At 65.6% G+C, this 18,227-nt stretch carries 16 protein-coding genes and 1 tRNA gene; 10 read left to right on the forward strand and 7 right to left on the reverse strand.

The features are described 5' to 3' along the window. Window positions 1-11 precede the first annotated feature (11 nt). Together ABZ260_RS13275 and ABZ260_RS13280 are read right to left on the reverse strand one after the other, a co-directional pair. Window positions 12-1,214, reverse strand: a complete 1,203-nt coding sequence (locus ABZ260_RS13275; protein WP_355616406.1) for an extracellular solute-binding protein — start codon at window positions 1,212-1,214, stop codon at window positions 12-14. A 137-nt stretch (window positions 1,215-1,351) separates the two neighbouring features. Further along, complete coding sequence (locus tag ABZ260_RS13280; RefSeq protein ID WP_355616408.1) at window positions 1,352-2,665, reverse strand: enolase C-terminal domain-like protein; 1,314 nt, start codon at window positions 2,663-2,665, stop codon at window positions 1,352-1,354. A 282-nt stretch (window positions 2,666-2,947) separates the two neighbouring features. Between ABZ260_RS13280 and ABZ260_RS13285 the strand changes: the two genes are divergently transcribed. Genes ABZ260_RS13285 through ABZ260_RS13300 form a run of 4 tightly spaced genes read left to right on the forward strand, consistent with a single transcriptional unit; the run spans window position 2,948 to window position 7,252 of the window. Then, the gene (locus tag ABZ260_RS13285) at window positions 2,948-4,741 is read left to right on the forward strand and encodes a DUF6259 domain-containing protein (RefSeq protein ID WP_355616410.1); all 1,794 of its coding nucleotides are present in this window, start codon (window positions 2,948-2,950) and stop codon (window positions 4,739-4,741) included. Beyond that, entirely contained in the window at window positions 4,741-5,571 is an 831-nt protein-coding gene (locus ABZ260_RS13290; RefSeq protein ID WP_355616412.1) for an NAD(P)-dependent oxidoreductase, read from the forward strand. Before ABZ260_RS13285 ends, ABZ260_RS13290 begins: the two co-directional genes overlap by 1 nt. Further along, entirely contained in the window at window positions 5,568-6,344 is a 777-nt protein-coding gene (locus ABZ260_RS13295; RefSeq protein WP_355616414.1) for an IclR family transcriptional regulator, read from the forward strand. The genes ABZ260_RS13290 and ABZ260_RS13295 overlap by 4 nt, the downstream gene beginning before the upstream one ends. Continuing rightward, window positions 6,341-7,252, forward strand: a complete 912-nt coding sequence (locus tag ABZ260_RS13300; protein ID WP_355616416.1) for a hypothetical protein — start codon at window positions 6,341-6,343, stop codon at window positions 7,250-7,252. Before ABZ260_RS13295 ends, ABZ260_RS13300 begins: the two co-directional genes overlap by 4 nt. 1,043 nt (window positions 7,253-8,295) lie before the next feature. Here the strand turns inward: ABZ260_RS13300 and ABZ260_RS13305 are convergent. The 4 genes from ABZ260_RS13305 to ABZ260_RS13320 all read right to left on the reverse strand — a co-directional run bounded on the left by ABZ260_RS13305 (window position 8,296) and on the right by ABZ260_RS13320 (window position 9,996). After that, a tRNA-Phe gene (locus ABZ260_RS13305) sits at window positions 8,296-8,365 on the reverse strand. A gap of 237 nt (window positions 8,366-8,602) precedes the next feature. Beyond that, window positions 8,603-8,863, reverse strand: a complete 261-nt coding sequence (locus ABZ260_RS13310; protein ID WP_355616418.1) for a Txe/YoeB family addiction module toxin — start codon at window positions 8,861-8,863, stop codon at window positions 8,603-8,605. Beyond that, window positions 8,860-9,153, reverse strand: coding sequence for a type II toxin-antitoxin system prevent-host-death family antitoxin (locus ABZ260_RS13315; protein ID WP_355616420.1), 294 nt, complete (start codon window positions 9,151-9,153; stop codon window positions 8,860-8,862). The genes ABZ260_RS13310 and ABZ260_RS13315 overlap by 4 nt, the downstream gene beginning before the upstream one ends. Window positions 9,154-9,537: 384 nt before the next feature. Beyond that, entirely contained in the window at window positions 9,538-9,996 is a 459-nt protein-coding gene (locus tag ABZ260_RS13320) for a PIN domain-containing protein (RefSeq protein ID WP_355616422.1), read from the reverse strand. A gap of 115 nt (window positions 9,997-10,111) precedes the next feature. On the opposite strand from ABZ260_RS13320, the gene ABZ260_RS13325 reads away from it, so the two are divergent. Genes ABZ260_RS13325 through ABZ260_RS13350 form a run of 6 tightly spaced genes read left to right on the forward strand, consistent with a single transcriptional unit; the run spans window position 10,112 to window position 15,554 of the window. Then, window positions 10,112-10,765: a response regulator transcription factor gene (locus ABZ260_RS13325; protein WP_355616424.1), complete on the forward strand. Its 654-nt coding sequence runs from the start codon at window positions 10,112-10,114 to the stop codon at window positions 10,763-10,765. Between the two features lie 43 nt (window positions 10,766-10,808). Further along, window positions 10,809-11,987 carry a HAMP domain-containing sensor histidine kinase gene (locus ABZ260_RS13330; RefSeq protein ID WP_355616426.1) on the forward strand — a complete coding sequence of 393 codons (1,179 nt, stop codon included), beginning with the start codon at window positions 10,809-10,811 and terminating at the stop codon, window positions 11,985-11,987. 58 nt (window positions 11,988-12,045) lie between these two features. Next, a complete protein-coding gene (locus ABZ260_RS13335; RefSeq protein ID WP_355616428.1) occupies window positions 12,046-12,618 on the forward strand; it encodes a hypothetical protein in 573 nt (190 codons plus the stop codon). Then, complete coding sequence (locus ABZ260_RS13340; protein ID WP_355616430.1) at window positions 12,618-13,670, forward strand: peptidoglycan-binding protein; 1,053 nt, start codon at window positions 12,618-12,620, stop codon at window positions 13,668-13,670. Before ABZ260_RS13335 ends, ABZ260_RS13340 begins: the two co-directional genes overlap by 1 nt. 50 nt (window positions 13,671-13,720) lie before the next feature. Next, window positions 13,721-14,371 carry an ABC transporter ATP-binding protein gene (locus ABZ260_RS13345; RefSeq protein ID WP_355616436.1) on the forward strand — a complete coding sequence of 217 codons (651 nt, stop codon included), beginning with the start codon at window positions 13,721-13,723 and terminating at the stop codon, window positions 14,369-14,371. A gap of 1 nt (window position 14,372) precedes the next feature. After that, on the forward strand, window positions 14,373-15,554 hold the full coding sequence (locus ABZ260_RS13350) for an ABC transporter permease (RefSeq protein WP_355616432.1): 1,182 nt from the start codon (window positions 14,373-14,375) through the stop codon (window positions 15,552-15,554). Window positions 15,555-15,973: 419 nt separating this feature from the next. On the opposite strand, the gene ABZ260_RS13355 is transcribed toward ABZ260_RS13350, so the two are convergent. Beyond that, window positions 15,974-16,765 (reverse strand): type I restriction enzyme HsdR N-terminal domain-containing protein, encoded by a 792-nt coding sequence (locus ABZ260_RS13355; RefSeq protein WP_355616434.1) that lies wholly within the window; start codon window positions 16,763-16,765, stop codon window positions 15,974-15,976. Between the last annotated feature and the right edge of the window lie 1,462 nt (window positions 16,766-18,227).

Raw genomic sequence — 18,227 nt, forward strand, 5'->3', positions numbered from 1 at the left:
GAGCAGAGCCATTAGCGCTTGCTTTCCCAGTCGGCCTGCAGCGACTCGATGAAGGCCCTCGGCGTCTTGTTGCCGCTGATCACGCCTTGGATCCCGGCCGTGAGCGGGTCGATGATCGAGCTGGTGGCCCAGTTGGCGAACGGAGTGATACCGCCGCCGTCGACCACCGCCTTGTAGGCGCCCACGAATTCGCCCTTCACCTTGTCGGGGTCGCCGTCGATTGGCTGGATCGGGATGAATCCGCCGTCGTACACCCCCTGCGCAGCCTTCTCGCTGATGATGTAGTTCAGGAAGGCGGCAGCGACGTCCTTGTTCTGGGACTTCGCCGAGATCGAGTACGGGAAGCCGGAACCGGTCGCCACAGCGGGCTGGCCGGCGGTCTCACCCGGGAGCGGGAAGAAGCCCAGGTCGTCGCCCAACTTCTCGGAGAGCTCCTTCGCGTTCCAGTTGCCGGAGAGGAAGTAGCCGCGCTGCCCGCTCGTGAGCTCGGTGATGGCGTCCGGGTCCGCGACAGCGCTGACCCCTTTGGCCATGTAGCCGGAGCCGGCCCACTTCTTGACGGTGGCTGCGGCCTTCTCGAAGCCGGGGTCGTTCAGGAGCGTCGCGCCGGGCTCGCCGTAGACCCAGGAGCTGAACACCTTGGGGTCGGCCATGACGTTGGAGAGCGCGCCCCACAGCTGGAACCCACCCGTGGCCAGGGCGGGCACCGCGAGCGGAGTCACACCTTTGGCCTTGACCGTCGCCAGGTCGTCCTCGAACTCGGCAAGGGTCTTCGGCTCATCGGTGATCCCCGCAGCTTCGGTGACGGCCTTGTTGTAGAAGACGCCGACCATCTGCACCGCACCGGGCAACGCGTACAGGCTGCCCATGCCGTACTGGGTCGCGTCCTTGTTGGACGTGAGGATCCCCAGCAGCGACGGCGACACCTGATCGCGCCAGCCGTACGCCTTGGCGTAGTCGTCGAGTGGGAGGACGAGCCCTGCCGGGACGATGGCGCGCATCGGCGCAGGGCTGTACTGCACGATGTCGGGTGAGTCGTTCGACGACATCGCCAGCTTGAGGCTGGTCTGGTAGTCGGCGAAGGGTGTCTCGATCAGGTCGAAGGTAATGTTCGGGTGGAGCTTCGTGAACCCCTCGGTGAGCGGGGTGATCGGCTGCACGCTGGCATAGGACAGCTTGAGCTTGACCGGCTTGTCCGTGAGTTCGGTGCTCACCGCCGAAGGTTCGGAAGGCTTGCCTGACTTGCCGCCGGTTCCGCAGCCGGCGAGCGCGACAGTCAAGACGATTGCACCGACGAGAGCAACATTGCGCTTCATTGCCAATTCCCTTCTTCATGGGGTTCTGAGGGGCACTATGGCCGCTGGATTGTGCCGTCTGGTCGACGCACCCGGCTGTAGTGCCAGTTGGACATCGGGGACACCGGGGGATGCCTCGCCGCTTCGCGTTCATCGAACCCGATGCCGAGACCAGGGGCGCCGGAGGGCTCCAGTACGCCGTTCCGGGTCACGGGCGTTCCCGGGAAGACGGATCTGGCCTGGTCGGAGAACTCGAAGTGCTCGTGGATGCCGAACGCGGGCGATGCCAGGTCCATGGCGAGGTTCGCCATGTGCCCGATCGGAGAGACATCGCGGGGGCCGTGCCAAGCGGTGCGCACGCCGTGGATCTCCGCGAGCATCGCCAGGCGCCAGGCCGGGGTGATGCCGCCGAGCGCTGAGACGTGGCATCGGATGAAATCGACGAGCCGCTCCGTCACGAGCGCGTTGAAGCTGCGCATGTCGGTCAGGAGTTCACCCAACGCGAGCGGCGTGATCGTCTGCTTGCGGATCGTGCGCATCCAGTCAAGGTCCTCAGGCGCGACGGGATCCTCTGCGAACAACAGTCCGAACGGCTCGAGCGCACGGAGGAGTCTGATCGCGTCCGCGGGATCGACGCGCTCGTGGATGTCGTGCAGGAAACGCACTCGGCCGTCGAAGCGTGCGGTCAGCTCCTCGAACACACCGGGGATGAACCGGACGTACTGCTCCGGATCCCAGCTGATGTGCGAGTCGCTCTGTTGGGCTGCGCCGTACGTCGAGGTCCCAGGGACGGTGATCTGGCAGCGAACGAGCTGATACCCGGCCGCGGCACATGCTTCGACCTCGTGGATGAGCTCCGCGACATCACGACCGGAGGCATGCACGTACGTCGCCACCGAGCGGCGCACCCTTCCCCCGAGGAGCTGCCACACCGGCAGCCCGGCAGTCTTGCCCATGATGTCCCACAGAGCCATGTCCACCCCGGCCAGCGCGCTGTTCAGCACCGGCCCGCCCCGCCAGTAGCTGTCGACCTGGCTGCTGTTCCAGATGTCGGTGATCTCCTGGGCGGACCGCCCGACGAGCCGCGGAGCCAGATACTCGTCGACGGCGCACTTCACGGCATCGGCGCGCTGATGAAACGTTGCGCAGCCCAGCCCCTCGAGTCCGTCGACACTTGTCCGCACGCGGACGACCACGAGGTTCACACCCTCGGGAGCCGTGATGATCGCCTCGACCGACGTGATGCGGACATCCTCGTCGTTCACCCAGGGGACGGTGTGATCCACCGCCTTCGGCGCGTAGGCCGGCGCGATGCGGCGGCGATCGGCGACGTCCGTGGCGCCTTCGCTGAGCTGGTCGATGTCCTTCACGTGTCCCCTTTGGCAGGTGTGCGGGCCACGTTAGGGAGAGAATCCATATACGGCAATGATGGATCTGATGGTGCAACTACCGCCTAGCTTTGTTGTCGTATATGCAACTTTATTGAGCCATATGCACCGCGATCCTATGATCGCGGCATGATTAGCGAAGAAGCCCACACACTCGCGGCAGGGTCCCTGTCCTTCGGTCTCGATTCGGTTGGCGCGCGCGCTTCCCTCACGGGAGGCCGCTTCACGACCAGTGCGCGTGGGCGGTTCTGGTCGCTATCCGTGATGATCGGCGACCAACGCGATGTCGCAGTGCATTCGGAGCAGCAGCGCTCGACCGTGGTTCGGCACGACGACACGCTCGTCATCTCCTACAACACGTTGACCACGGTCGCCGGAGCGACCATCGACGTGGATCTCGTCATCGTGGTCTCCGCAGGAGTGGACGAGCTCTCGTTCCGCGCGACCGGCGAGGCCGGGACCGGGATCACGCTGCGCGAGATGTCGCTGCCGATCGTCGAGCTCGCACCCGACCCCGCCTCGCAGCACGAGGTGCTCTACCGGTCGGAGGGACTCGGTCGGAAGATCGAGAGGCCGCGTACTCGACTTGCGCGTGCACATTCCGAGTACATGCGCGACGACTCGGCCGGCATCTGGGAGCAATCCGCGTACCCCGGCGAGATGAGCATGCCGTGGCAGGGAGTGGAGTCGGGCGACCAGTTCCTCTACCTGGCCCGCCACGATCCGGACTTCCGCGGGGCCCTCTTCAGCGCCGGGATCCCGGCTCGCGGCACGGAGGGCGAGCTCTGGTTGTCCGTCGTGACCCCGCTCGACCGAAGCTCGATCGACACCGGGGAGATCGTCATCGCGCTGCTCGCAGGAGGCTGGCGTGCAGGAGCACGGCGATACCGGGAGTGGGCCGACAGCTGGTACCACGGCCCGCCGGCATCGCGGAGCAAGCTCAAGGGGTGGCAGCGGATCATCATGCGGCATCAGTTCGGCGCCGAGCAGTTCCACTACGACGACCTGGTGCCCATCTTCGAGCTCGGCCGCGAACACGGACTGGATGGGATCCTCCTGTTCGGGTGGTGGAAGGCCGGCTTCGATCGCGGCTACCCGATCTACGAGGCGGACGAGGAGCTGGGCGGTGCGGAAGCCCTGGCTCGGGCGATCAAGACGATCAACGATCGCGGCGGATTCATCTCGCTCTACGCCAACGGCAACATCATCGACAGGACGACGCAGTACTACTCCGACCACGCCGACGAGGTCACCAAGAAGGACTTCCGCGGCCTGGACTACGTCGCCGGCTACGACTTCGCCGGAGAGTCGTTGACCATGCGCTACTTCGCGGCACCATCGTTCGTCGCCGCCTGCCACGGCGCGCCGCGGTGGCGGGATCAGATGGCATCCGTCGCCGCTACCCAGGCATCGCTCGGCGCCCGCTCTGTGTTCTTCGACCAGACCGGGTTCCACCTGACCGCCTGGCCCTGCTACGACGAGCGCCACGAGCACGGCGAGCGCACGAACCTGGAGACCACGTACCGGGCGCAGACCTTCAAGCAGATCCGGGAGGCAGCGGATGGCGCGGCGGTCGGTTCGGAGGGCATGGTCGACAATCTCATCCCGCTCCTCGACTTCAACCACGGCCTCGGATTCGCGTTCCAGTACCAGGACGAGGCGTTCCCCGGCCTGTTCCGCACGGCCTTCCCCGAGCCGGTCGTCTCGAACCGCTTCATCCACGACGAACGACCGGGCTGGGAGGACCAGCTCAACTTCGCGTTCGCGTACAACCTCGCATTCGACGTCGCGATCCATCGTGCACGGCGCACGATCGACTCCGCGCCCGCCTACGCGGACCGGATCAGGCGTCTGGTCGGTCTGCGCCGCGAGCACGCGCGGATCTTCGACGACGGTTCGTTCGAGCTGATCGACGACGGCACGCTCCTGCATACGCGCTACTCGCTCGATGATGACCAGGTCGACATCTACTGGAACCGCGGCAGTCTGCCGGCCGTACTCGACGAGGGCCTGCAGGTGCATCCCAGCGACGTGGTCGTCAGTGCGGGGCGCTGCTGATGCGAAAGCTCCTGATCACGGGCGGCGCCGGCTCCATCGGCTCGGGCTATGCGGAGTGGGCGCGCGATCGCTATCAGGTCACGCTCCTGGACCTGCCGGGGCAGTTCGACGACCGGCACGCGCACCTCGGGCGACTGGTCGAAGCCGACCTCAGGCAACTGGATGAGATCCATGGAGCGTTCGACGGCATCGACACCGTCCTCCATCTCGGCGGTGAACGCCACCCCTGGGCGACGTGGTCGAGCCTGCTGCCGGCGAACATCGTGGGGACGTACAACGTGATCGCCGCGGCCGTGGCAGCGGCCTGCCGGAGAGTCGTCTATGCATCCTCCGTCCACGCCGTCTCCGGCTACCCGCCGGGCTCGGGTGTCACCGAGGACGACCCAGTCCAACCGGGGGATCTGTACGGCGTCACGAAGGCCTTCGGTGAGGCGCTCGGCAGCTTCGTCGCCAGCACCGAGCAGTTGTCGTTCGTTGCGCTCCGCATTGGCGCGTTCCAGGATCCGCAGGTCATCGACGCTCCCGACACCGGCTGGATGCTGCAGGACTACACCGCACCGACCGACCTGTACCGTCTGATCGACACCGTGATCGACGCCGAACCTCTGCGCTTCGAGATCTACAACGCGGTGAGCGGGAACACCTTCACGCGTCTGCCGATGGACAAAGCCCGTGAAGACTTCGGCTACGTGCCCGACTACGATTCGTTCCAGCTGTCGACCCCGTTCCGTGAGGCCATCCGCGCGGTGGGCGGGGTCGCCGACCGCGCGATGGAGTCGGGAATGCGCGAGGAGATCGAATCCTTGACGCGTCGAAAGGAGATCGCGTGACGGAGGAGGCTCGCTACCGCGCACTGGCGCGCGGGTTGCGGATCCTGGAAGCCGTCGCAGACGGCCGCGGAGGCTTAACCGTGACCGAACTGGCCGAGCTCACCGGAACGGACAAGAGCTCCGTCTCCCGGCTCGTCGCCACGCTGGTCGACCTGGGATTCCTCGCTCGCCTCGACAACAGGCGCGTCGTCCTGACCGGCCGGGTCCTGAGTCTCGGGAAAGGGTTCCAGAAGCAGTACAACCTGAGCGAGATCGCCCGGCCCTACCTCAAGGAACTCTGCGATGTGGTCGGCGAGACCGTGATCCTCACGATCCGGCAAGGCGACTACACCGTCAGCATCGAGCAGATCGATCCGGAGCAACCGTTCCGGATGGTCCCGCACATCGGGAACCTAGCCCCGTTGCACGCAACCGCCGCGGGCCGCGCCATCCTCTTCGCCCTTCCGGTCGTCGAGCAGCACCGCATCCTCGACGACCTCCGCGACGCACCGGTCGAGCATCCCGAAGTCCGGCTCGACCGCGAGAGCTGGGCGCGCGAGTTGGAGCTCGCCCGATCACGGGGGTACGTCTGGATCCCGCGAACCGACGACGTAGAACGCGTCGCAGCGCTCGCCCAGGACCGGAACGGCCTCCCGCTCGCGGCCGTGTCCATCTATGGCCCGAAGTACCGCATGCAGAGCCGCGTCACCGAGCTCGGACGCGAAGCGCGCGCGACCGCGGCGAAGATGTCACGCGCGGCATACGGGATCCGCGCACGCGAGCACGGCCAGTGACCGCTGCTGATGAACCCGCCACCATCGCGTGGGGCGGCACTCGCGCCACCGTCGATCCCATCGGTGCCACCCTCACCGGGCTCTGGCTCGGCGATGAGTCGATCCTGGCCGGCCCCGGCCGGGTCGCGCCAGCACTGGGCCACCACGGCGCGGTGCTCACTCCCTGGCCCAACCGCCTCGCCGACGGCAGGTACGAGTTCGCGGGGCGCGCCTATCAACTCCCGATCAACGATCCGGCGTACGGCCACGCCCTGCACGGCCTGGCGTTCGACCAGCTATGGGCCCTGGAGCGCCGGAGCACATCGTCGGTCTCGTTCGGCCACACCGTAGGAGGGGTCGACGGGTATCCGTTCCTTGTGCGCGTGACCGTCACCTACACGGTCACGGCCACGGGTTTGCACTGCGACGCAGCGTGGGTCAACATCGGTGATCGGATCGCTCCGTTCGGCATCGGGTTCCACCCCTACTTCAGACCGGGACCGTCGCCGCTGACGGATTGGATCCTGAAGCTCACTGCGCCGAGCTACCTCGAGACCGACCCGCTCTCGGCTCTCCCGACCCGATGGCGTCTCGTGGACAACTCCGGGCTCGATTTTCGAGAGGGCCGCGCGCTCGGTCCAGATCGGTTCAGCGTTGCGTACGCGGTGGCTCCCACAGAGGATGCAGGAGACGTCACTCTCTCTGATCCGGCCGGTTTGACCCTCACGATCCGCACCTCCCCAGCATTCCGCTGGGTCCAGGTGTTCTCAGGCGACCTCCCGAGCAAGCACCTCACCCGCACCGGCGTCGGGATCGAACCACAGACCTGCCCGCCGAACGCTTTCGTGACGGGGACGGATCTGATTGTTCTCCAACCCGACGAGTACGGCTCGGGAACATGGTCTGTGGATGGAGCGCCGTCAGACTGATTCGCTCGCCGGTGGTGCCTATGCCGCGTCAAAATTGGCGTTGTGGCTCTCTGAGCTGTGGTTTGACGGTGTCCGGGGACAGCCACCAAGATCACGCCTTGTGGTTGTTCGCCTGCTCTATCTGATCGCGATCCGGGTGTTTGGCCGGCTGGTGTTGCCGGGCCGCAGTCAGGCGTCGAAGGACGTGGAGATCGTGGTGTTACGTCACGAGGTGGCGGTGCTGCGGCGTCAGGTGGCGCGTCCGAAGCCGGACTGGGCCGACCGGGCCGTGCTCGCGGCGTTGGCCCGCTGGTTGCCGGCGGTGCCGCGTGCTCACCGGCTTGTCACCCCAGCGACGTTGCTCACCTGGCACCTGGACCTATCCGCATCGTTGTGGACGGCCGAGGACGAGCCAGGAGGTCCGGGATTTGATCATCCGCCTGGCGAAGGAGAACCCTGCATGGGGAGTTGGTGCAGCTCGGCTACCGGGTCAGCGAGGCGACGGTGCGACGTATTCTGCGTTCTCGGCACTTCCGCCCGACGGCCCGAACCTTCGATACGTCGTGGCGAGTCTTCCTGCGATCGTGTCCGTGGCCATGTAAAAAAAGTGGCTCTGGCTCACTTTCGGGATGCTGTTGGTGATCTTCGATGTCATTCTGGGATCTGGGCGGCCAGTTGGGCTTTCCCTCGTAACGTAGAGACATCGCCGTTTCCCCCTTAAGGCGATGTCTCTACGTTACGAGGGGAAGCCCAGCCGGAAGGTTGTGGCAGATGTCGGCGATCATTCTTATGCGGTCGATGCGGCTGAGCGGGCTACTGAGGTCCTCACCCTGCAACTCCCGGCGCACGATGTGCGTCGTGGCGCGTATCTCGATGAACCCTCGGCCCATCAGATAGCGCACTGCGGTCTGAGCCGACAGACGCGCCTTCCGACGTCGTAAGAGCCGCCAGCCCATTCCTCGCTCCCTTAATGAAAAGCGCGTTGTCGTCAGCGTTGTCGTCAGGCACAACGAAAAGCGCCCCGGCCATAGGTGGCTCGGGGCGTTTGTGCTGTTCAGCTGCTGTGGTCAGGGGCGGGGTCGAACCGCCGACCTTCCGCTTTTCAGGCGGGACAACTGCCCTGCTCGGCTGACCGAGGCCATGGTCAGTCGCATGTGGACGGTGACGCAGATGTCCTGGTGTGTGGGCATGTTGCTGCCAGTGCTGCTGTTACATCAGCGCAGGTCACCCCGTGCCGGACCGTCCATCGGGCCCCGGGGTCGATCGCCCTGGCCACAGCCGGTGAGTGACAGGCATCTCCCGCAAGAGGGGCGCCGCAGGCTTCCCGCTCTGAACCGAAGCGGGATGCCGGGGTTCGCCGCCGGCCGGATGCTACTTCTCGTAGTGATAGCGACAGGCGGCGATCATGATGGTGTCGTCGTTGACGCGGTAGACGAGCCGGTGTTCTGAAGTAATGCGCCGGGACCAGTAGCCGGACCATTCGTACTTCAGCGGCTCTGGTTTGCCGATGCCTTCGTTCTCGTTTCGGGCTATGTCGGCGATCAGCTGATTGATCCTTTTGAGGATGCGTCGATCTTCTCGCTGCCAGTAGCAGTAGTCATCCCAGGCAAGTTCGTCGAAGAGGACCTTCACGAGGTGGTGTCCTCATCGGCCAGTTCGCGGACGGTGCCGCCGCCGGCCTCCAGGCGGGCGACCGCCTCCGACAGACGTCGGCGGTTGGCAGGCGAGGCCATGAGGTAGAGCGTCTCGCGCATCGATTCGTATTCATGTTGCGACACCATGACGACGCCTTCCCCGCCAGGGCGGGTGATGAGGACTTCTTCCTGGTCATCGATGACAGCGTCGAGGGTGGCGGCGTAGTTGGCCCGCGATTCGGACATGGTCATCACCTTCATGTCTTCAGCGTACATGATGATGTACATCAAGGATGCTGCGGTGGATCCGCACGCGGGCACGCGCAGAACTCAGGCCGTTGCATAAAGATACGAACGAGATGGAGGATTGCCAGCTACCTCAAGGGCTCAGAGGTTGGCATAGACGAGCACTTCCGCTATCTCCGAGAGATGGCCGAAGACTGGTGATGTTGCTGTCAGAGGAGATCAAAAAGCCCCGAACGATGATCCGTTCGGGGCGTTTCTGCTGTTCGATGCTTGCGGTCAGGGACAGGGTCGAACTGCCGACCTTCCGCTTTTCAGGTGTGGCCATCAGGCTGCCGGGCCGCCTCGACCCAGGTGCCGACGAGTGGCCAAGAGTGCCCTGGGTGCTGTCTTGGTGGCCGACGTTGCCGTCAGGGTTGCCGTCGTCACTCAGCGAGGAACCACCTGAGCGCGTACACCTGGAAGATCATCAAATGCGGCCGAGGCGTCCATCGTGATCACTGTTCTCGCAGTGGCCGCGGCCGTCGCTGCGATCAGCAGATCGTACGCTCCCCGAGACTTACCTTCTCGGCGAACATGCGCCATGAGACGAGCATGGACTCTGGCGACGTCTGTCGTGTACTCCTCGATGGGAATCAACGCCAGGACTTCATCCACGAAGGCCTGCCGATTCGGTCGTCGGGCCGCATCGTCCATCTCCACGCTGACGAGCAGTTCGGCCACAGTGATCGCCGCAATCGCCACATCATCGGCATCTTCGATCACGGCGTCCACGGGTGCCTTGCCTCCCTCGGCGGCCATGAGCACCCCCGTGTCCAGGATCAGGCGTCGGGCCACGCCGGCACGTGGGCGATCTGCTTCCGGCGCTGCGCGTCGCCCGCGTGTCATCCACCGACGCCCTGCGCGCGGCCTGGCCGGGGGCGGTTGTGACAACCATGTGACCGTCTCACCCGTACGCTGGCGTTCCGGATCGGAGGCGGACACGGGCGGTCGGGGGAGGCGTATGAGGGTCCTGGTGGTTGAGGATCACGTGCGGCTCGCCGATTCGGTGGCGCGGGTTCTGCGGCGCGAGGGCATGGCGGTCGACGTGGCGTATGACGGGACCGCGGCCCTCGAGCGCGCCGTTGAGGTCGACTATGACGTGGTGGTCCTCGACCGTGATTTGCCGGGTGTTTCCGGCGATGAGGTGTGCCGCCGGCTGATGCGGGAGCCGCTGCGCACCCGGGTGCTCATGCTGACCGCGGCCGCCACCATCGCCGACCGGGTGCGCGGCCTCACCATCGGCGCGGACGACTACCTGCCGAAGCCGTTCGCCTATCCCGAGTTGGTGGCCCGCATCCGGGCGCTCGGCCGGCGTTCCCAGCCCGCCGTGCCGCCCGTGCTGGTGCGCGGTGACCTGGCGCTCGACCCGGCCCAGCGGGTCGCCACCCGGGCCGGGACGCGGCTGGCGCTCAATCCCAAGGAGCTGGCCGTCCTCGAATACCTGCTCACCGCACAGGGCCGGGTGGTCTCCGCCGAAGAGCTCCTGGAACGGGTATGGGACGAGGCAACCGACCCGTTCACGACGACGGTGAAGGCCACCATGAACCGCCTCCGGTCGAAGCTCGGTGAGCCGCCTGTCATTGAGACCGTTCCCCGGGCCGGCTATCGAATCTGAACGTGATGGGATCCTTATGGGTCTGAAGTCCAAGATTTCCGGTATGCGGGTTCGGCTGCGGCTCACCCTCCTGTACGGCGTGCTCTTCCTGCTCTCCGGCGCCGTTCTGCTGGCCATCACCTATCTTCTGGTCGCACACAGCGGGCCGAACGTCGCGATGTCCACGACCAGCACGACGCCGTCCGGTGGGCGGAGCGTCAGCATCTACCTGGGGGAGAGCTTGCCGGGGGGAGTCCAGCTGCCCGAAGCGGAGCGGCGCATCGCCGAGGCGGTCCGGGAGCAGGCTGTCCAGCAGCAGGCGGGGATCATGCATCAGCTGCTCGTGCAGTCCGGCGTGGCGCTCGCCATCATGTCGATGCTCTCGGCCGTGCTCGGCTGGCTGGTGGCCGGGCGGGTGCTGCGGCCGCTGCAGACCATGACAACCAGCATCCAGCGCATCTCGGCGCGAAATGTGCACGAGCGGCTGGCCGTCACAGGGCCGCGCGACGAGCTCAAGAATCTTGCGGACACCGTCGACGGGCTGCTCGGCCGGTTGGAGGCGGCACTCGACTCGCACAAGCGGTTCATCGCCAACGCCGCACACGAGTTGCGTACGCCGCTGACGCTGGAGCATGCCCTGCTGGAGGAAGCCGTCATCGACCCGGACGCGACGGCGGACTCGTTCCGGGCGCAGTTCGAGCAATTAATGGCTGTCAGTGAGCAGCAAGCCAGGCTCCTCGGATCGCTGCTCGTCCTGGCCACCAGCGAACGCGGCCTGGACCGCTTGGAGAGCGTTGACCTGTCCGGGCTGACCGGCGACGTGCTGCGGGCCGCCGGCCCGGAAGCGCGACGACAAGACCTGGCCGTCGCAGCGGAGGTCCGGCCCGCCCGAGTCACCGGCGACCCCGCCCTCATCAAGCGGCTGGTGGCCAACCTGGTCGACAACGCGATGAGTCACAACGTCCCGGACGGGCGGGTGGAGGTGGCGACGGGCACCGAGGGCGCGCGCTCCTTCCTGTCGGTGACCAACACCGGGCCGCCCGTCCCGCCGGAGATGGTGGACCAGCTTCTCAGCCCGTTCCAGCGGCTCAACCGGACGGCCGACGACGACGGTCATCACGGCCTCGGGCTGTCCATCGTCCAGTCGATCGCCGCTGCCCACTCGGCGGACCTGACCGTGCGTGCCCGGCCGGAGGGCGGCCTCGCGATCAGGGTGCTTTTCCCGGCTGTAGAAACCAAGTAAGAGCTGTTACGCGTTTTCTGTGCCCGGCGTGTGACCGGTCGAAGCGTAAACATAACGCATGTCCACGAATACGAATAAGCCGCTGGCGAAGAAGGCGACGACGCGACAAACTCTTGTCGCAGTTGCTTTGCTGCTTGCCGTGGGAACGGCCGGTTGCGCCCGTCATTCTGACCCACTGGTGGCGACCGCCACCTCCGGCGCGCCCACGGCCGGCGCCAGCGCGGTGGCGGGAAACGACCAGGACTCGGCGCTGAAATTCTCGCAGTGCATGCGCGACCAGGGCCTCACGTGGTTCCCCGACCCGGATGCCGAAGGCAATCTAGGGGTACACGCCCCCGACGGCACCGACCAGAGCAAGGTCGATAAGGCGGAGGAGGCATGCAAGGTGTACTCCCCCTGGAGGGGCGGGCAAGGCCAACAGATCAGCGCAGAGGATCTCAATAAGGTGCGGCAGGTGTCGCAGTGCATGCGGGACCACGGATTCGCGAAGTATCCCGACCCCGACGCGAACGGCTCCATCAAGATCAACTCCGAAATTCAGGGTTTCGAGCCCGACGACCCGGCCTTTCAGAAGGCGAGACAGGAGTGCGATAAGTACATGCCGGCTCCGCAGAGCAAGGGAAACTCTTGATGGGTGCACGACGCACCGCGGGCGTGGTCGCCGGCGTGCTCTCGGCCGGTGCCGTGGCCGCCGCGATCACGGTCTTCAACCTGCCGGTGGCGGAGGAAAGCCCCAGCTCCGCCAGTAGCACGCCGGTGTCCACCGTCGAGATCACCAAGCTGACGCTGGTCGACCGGGAGAACCACGACGGCACGCTCGGCCACGGCGACACCACATCGATCTCGTCGCGCGGCAACGGCACCGTGACCGGGCTGCCCGCGGAGGGCGCGACGGTCACCCGCGGCAAGGCGATCTTCCACCTCGACAACAAGCCGGTCACTCTGCTCTACGGCTCGCTCCCCGCCTATCGCATGCTCTCGACGGGCGTCAAGGGCGCCGACGTCAAGCAGTTCGAGCAGAACCTCCGGGCGCTCGGCTACCGCGGCTTCACCGTCGACAGCACCTACAGCTGGGCGACCGCCTCTGCGGTCAAAGACTGGCAGGACGATCTCCATCTGACCAAGATCGGCACGGTGGATCCCAGCCAGATCGTGTACGCCGCCGGCGCGGTGCGCGTGGACTCGCTGAGTACGCAGTTGGGGACCGTCGTCGGGCCCGGCGTCACCGTGGAAAAGGTCACCGGCACCTCGCCGCTGGCCACGGTCAGACTGGATGCGAGCTCGGGGCGGCTCGCCAAAAAGGGCGCCAAGGTGCAGATCACACTTCCCAACGGGAAGGTCGTCCCAGGCAAGATCATCAAGATCGCCACGGTCGTGAGCCAGGGCGAGAACGGCGAAGCGGACACCACCGGGATCCAGGTGACGATCCGCTTCACCTCGGCGGTCAAGAGCATGGGCGCGGCTGCCATCACCGTCGCTTTCACCGCGGGCAAGCGGCCGAACGTGCTGGCCGTTCCGGTGGCTGCGCTGCTCGCGCTCGCTGAGGGCGGGTACGGGGTGCAGATCGTCGACGGAAGCACGACGCGAACCGTGGCGGTGGAGACCGGGCTCTTCGCCGACGGCAAGGTGGAGATCACCGGGAACGGGCTGCAAGCCGGCATGAAGGTGGCGGTGCCGTCGTGAATCCCCTCGAAACCGTCGTGACCGCCCCGGGCACCCTCGTCGGCCACCCGGTGATCGAGCTCGCCGGTGTCACCAAGACCTACCCCGGCGGGATCACCGCGCTGCTCTCGGTCGACCTGGTCGTCGACTACGGCGAGCTGCTGGCGATCGTCGGGCCGTCGGGCTCGGGCAAGTCCACGATGCTGAACCTGGTCGGCACGCTGGACCGGCCGTCGCAGGGCACCGTGCGAATCGACGGGCACGACGTGGCGTCGCTGTCCGACCGGCAGCTCTCCGCGCTGCGCGCCCGGCGTATCGGCTTCGTCTTCCAGCAGTTCCACCTCGCGCCGGGGCGGGACGCGCTGGGCAACGTCGCCGACGGCCTGCTGTACACCGGCGTCGGCAAGCGAGAACGCGAGCAGCGCGCCGAGGCCGCGCTGGTGCGGGTCGGCCTGGGCGAGCGGCTCAGCCACCGCCCCTACCAGCTCTCCGGCGGCGAGCGCCAGCGGGTGGCCATCGCCCGCGCGGTCGCGGGCGATCCGCCGCTACTGCTCGCGGACGAGCCGACCGGAAACCTCGACTCGGTCTCCGGCGCCGGGGTGATGAAACTGCTGCGCGAGCTGAACGAGGCGGGCACGACGATCCTGGTCATCACGCATGACCGCGAAATCGCGGACAGCCTGCCGCGGCAGGTGCCGATGCGCGACGGGCAGGTGGTCTGAGATGTCACTGCGGCCCGCCCGGCTGCGCCTGTCGGACCTGGCCCGGCTCGGCGGATACGGCCTGCGCGCGCGCCCGTTGCGCGCCGTGCTGTCGGCGCTGGGCATCGCGATCGGCATCGCGGCGATGACCGCGGTGGTCGGCATCTCCGCCTCCAGCCGCGCCGACCTCGACCAGGAACTCGCGAAGCTCGGCACCAACATGCTGACCGTGTCTCCCGGCAACACGATGTTCGGCAAGCAGGCCACGCTGCCCGACGAGTCGGTCGAGATGATCAAGTGGATCGGCCCGGTGCAGTCGGTCACCGCTACCGGCAAGCTCGGTGACACGTACGCCTATCGCAACGACCGGATACCGGCGGCGCAGTCCGGGGGCCTGTCCGTGCTCGCAGCCAAGCTCGACCTGCTCAAGACGGTCAGCGGCACGCTCGACCACGGTGCCTGGCTCAACGCGGCGACCGACCGGTATCCAGCGGTGGTGCTCGGCGCGACGGCGGCCGAGCGGCTCGGGAACGTGCCCGCCGTCTATATCGGTGGCCGATGGTGGGTCGTGGTCGGGGTGTTGCAGAAGGTGCTACTCGCGCCGGAGCTCGACTCGGCGGTGGTCATGGGGTGGCCGGCGGCCACGGTGTACCTGGGCTTTGACGGGCATCCGACGACGGTCTACACGCGGTCGGTGGAGTCGCAGGTGGAGGCGGTACGTGCGGTGCTCGCGCCCACGGCCAACCCGTCGGCGCCGGGCTCGGTGCAGGTGTCGAAGCCGTCCGACGTGCTGGCCGCACGCCGGGCCACGAACGCGACTTTTGACGCATTGCTGCTCGGGTTGGGCGCGGTCGCGCTGCTCGTGGGCGGGATCGGCGTCGCCAACACGATGGTGATCTCGGTGCTGGAAAGGCGCTCGGAGATCGGCCTGCGCAGATCACAGGGCGCCACAAAGGGCCAGGTCCGTACGCAGTTCGTCGCGGAGTCACTGCTCCTGTCGCTGCTCGGCGGCGCGTTCGGTGCGTTGCTCGGCTATCTGGTGACCGGAATGTACGCCACGACGCAGAAGTGGCCCACGGTCGTGCCACTGTGGGTCCTCGCGGGTGGCGTCGGCGCGACGGTGGTGATCGGTGCGATCGCGGGCCTGTACCCGGCGATCCGCGCGGCCCGCCTGGCACCCACGGAGGCCTTGGCGGCGACCTGACGGGCGTTGATTCGGGGAGGCTAACGGGGGCCTCCCCGAAATGGCAACGACTTACTTGACCACGGCTACAGGAACTTCGGCTGACTGGAATCCACGGATTCGATCCTCACCCGTGCATCTATGACGTTGCTGTCAGTGGATATCAAAAAGCCCCGAACGAATATCCGTTCGGGGCGTTCTTGCTGTTCAATGCTTGTGGTCAGGGGCAGGGTCGAACTGCCGACCTTCCGCTTTTCAGGCGGACCAATCACCCTGGTCGGGTAGCGGAGACCGTGGTCAGAGGGTGGTGGACGGTGGCTGAGGTGAGTCCATGTGCGGGGACGTTGCTGTCAGCGCTGCTGTCACCTGGACAGCCGACAGACGATGGAGCGTCCCAAATCGGCTAGGCCATTCGGGACGCTCATTCGAGGCGCCTGCGGTTAGGGCAAGATCTCCGCTCGCAGCACCTCGTCACGCAAGGCACGGTGAACCTCAGCAGAGTCGGCGTTGTAGCTCGTCTGGCGTCGAAGCTCCTTGCGCACCGCATCGACCACAACTTCCGACAGAAGCACCTGCGCCAAGGACTTCGGCGACGTCGCGGCGCGCGCCCTCCACAGGTCATCCATCAACCGGCGCTTGAACGACTCCTTGGTCAGGTAGAAGAGCCCATCAACCTTGGTCGTCAAGCTGGCGTCTCCAAGAAGGTCGACCTCAAGGGCGAGATCGATGACCACAGGAAGGCCGGCGGTCATGTGGTATGCCTGCCAGACTTGTCCGTTGGACAGGATCATCCACTCGACGCCCTCGTTGACGGCATACATCTGCACCTGGCGCAGGTGCTTGGTGTTGAGCTTCTGGCTGCACCGCTTCACCTCGATGAAGGCGACCAACTGCTTGTCGATGCGAATGCCGTAATCAGCGAACTCACCTTTGACCTGGTACTCGGTGGTGAGGTCCTCGTACTTGTCGTAGCCCAGCCCTTCGCATAGGAAGTCTGTGATCAGAAGCCGCGTGTCTCCTTCGTTGGCATCACGGGCCACCAGATCGGCCAGCGGCTTGGAGTAGCGGCGTACGGCCGTTCGGACTCGGTCTCGCGCGTCGGTCTCCCACTTGGGAACTGCCCGCGCAGGGGGAGGCTTCTTGCCACCGGAGCTGTCGGTTTTTTTCGCGGTACCGGGAGGGTTGGAGACTTGCTCTTCACCGACGATCACCTGTGCCGACTGCTCACTCATTCGCTCACCTGCAGGTCTAGTAGGGACAAGCAGGTTATTCATCCAAGATAGATCAACTCATCCCGCAATTTTCAATCGATACACAAACGAATCCTTCCGCTACGCAGCGAATCCCTAAACATGAACAACTTCTCAAGATGGACAGAAGGGGCATTTAGGCTTAATTTACACTAAACGCTCACCCCATCTACACTAGTTAGATATTACGGAGCGTCCAAAAAGCATATTTTGTCCTACCTAGTAGCGATCACTGAGGACCCAAAAGGAAATGCTAGGTCCCGCACCGTCACGTCTTCCGTTTCTTAGAATCTCCGCCCCCTCACGCAAGAAACGCTTTGGGACATCTCCACTTGCCAAAACCCCTCCCGAATGGGCACACTAGTCGAGCCGAAAGGAGGTGTGATCAGATGGGAAATGGATACGGCACTTGCATTTACTGCCAAAATGACCGGCACGAGACGTGCAATGAAAACCGATGCTCCTGCGCCGACCGCAACCACGTGTGATTTATGGCAAGTTCCCCGATCCGTTCCGGACCAGGGAACTTGCTATCAAAGATGTAAGCCGGAGTGACACACTGAGCCTTCTTAAGGCATCATTTCCTGACAGCGGTATCCGGGACAGCGATAGTCCGAAGATCGCACGCAGCAGGGTATTTGTGCTTTCAAGCCCCAAATTTTCCGGACGGTTGTCATCTCTCTGCGGCTTACACCTCTTCATTACGAGTTAGATCACGACCGTCCAGGACCGTCCACGGCTGCCATCCGGACCTGGTCGGGACGGCTCCACGGGGTCCCGCGATCCATAGCCGTCCAGGCCAGTCCAGGCCAGTCCGTTTTCTCAGCTGACAGCGGATGGGTACCGGACTGCCGCGAGGTTGTCGGCGAGGTCCTTCATAGTGAGGTCGACGTTCAGCGCGGTAATCACCTTCTGCGTCAGCCCTTGGCGTCGAATTCCTCGACCACGCGCGCCAACCGCTCCCCGAAGTGCCTCATGAAGGGAGCCTCAGCAGGGGCGGGGACGATGTCGACGCGGCTGCCGAGTTCCGGCATCGTGTAGTCCCCCTCGGCTCGTCCGGCGTAATCCGCAGTGCCCAGTCAGGCGCAACGCCGACCAGGACAGTCGCCGATTCCAGGTGGAGCCAGACGTACAGAAGTGCAGGGGCATCGACTCCATGGGTGAAAATGGCCGCGGTGACCTCGACCAAGCGCTGACGTCCAGGCGGGGAAGATCCACTACCCGACTATCGCACCTGTCCAGGATGGCGCCCGCAGGCCACCAGCCACTGCTACCGTGACCTCCAACGAAGCCGGAGCGGTTCAACCCAGCCGGCAAACTAGAGCGCCGCCATCAGGCAAGCAGCTGAACGCGATCAGCAGCCTGCCCCGGTCGTCCAAGAGCGCCACCGCGGTGATCGTGATGCCGTTCGTGGTACTGCAGTTCATCTCCGGAGTCTTCATCC

The sequence above is a fragment of the Streptosporangium sp. NPDC006013 genome, from assembly GCF_040614275.1.
Classification (GTDB): Bacteria; Actinomycetota; Actinomycetes; order Streptosporangiales; family Streptosporangiaceae; genus Streptosporangium.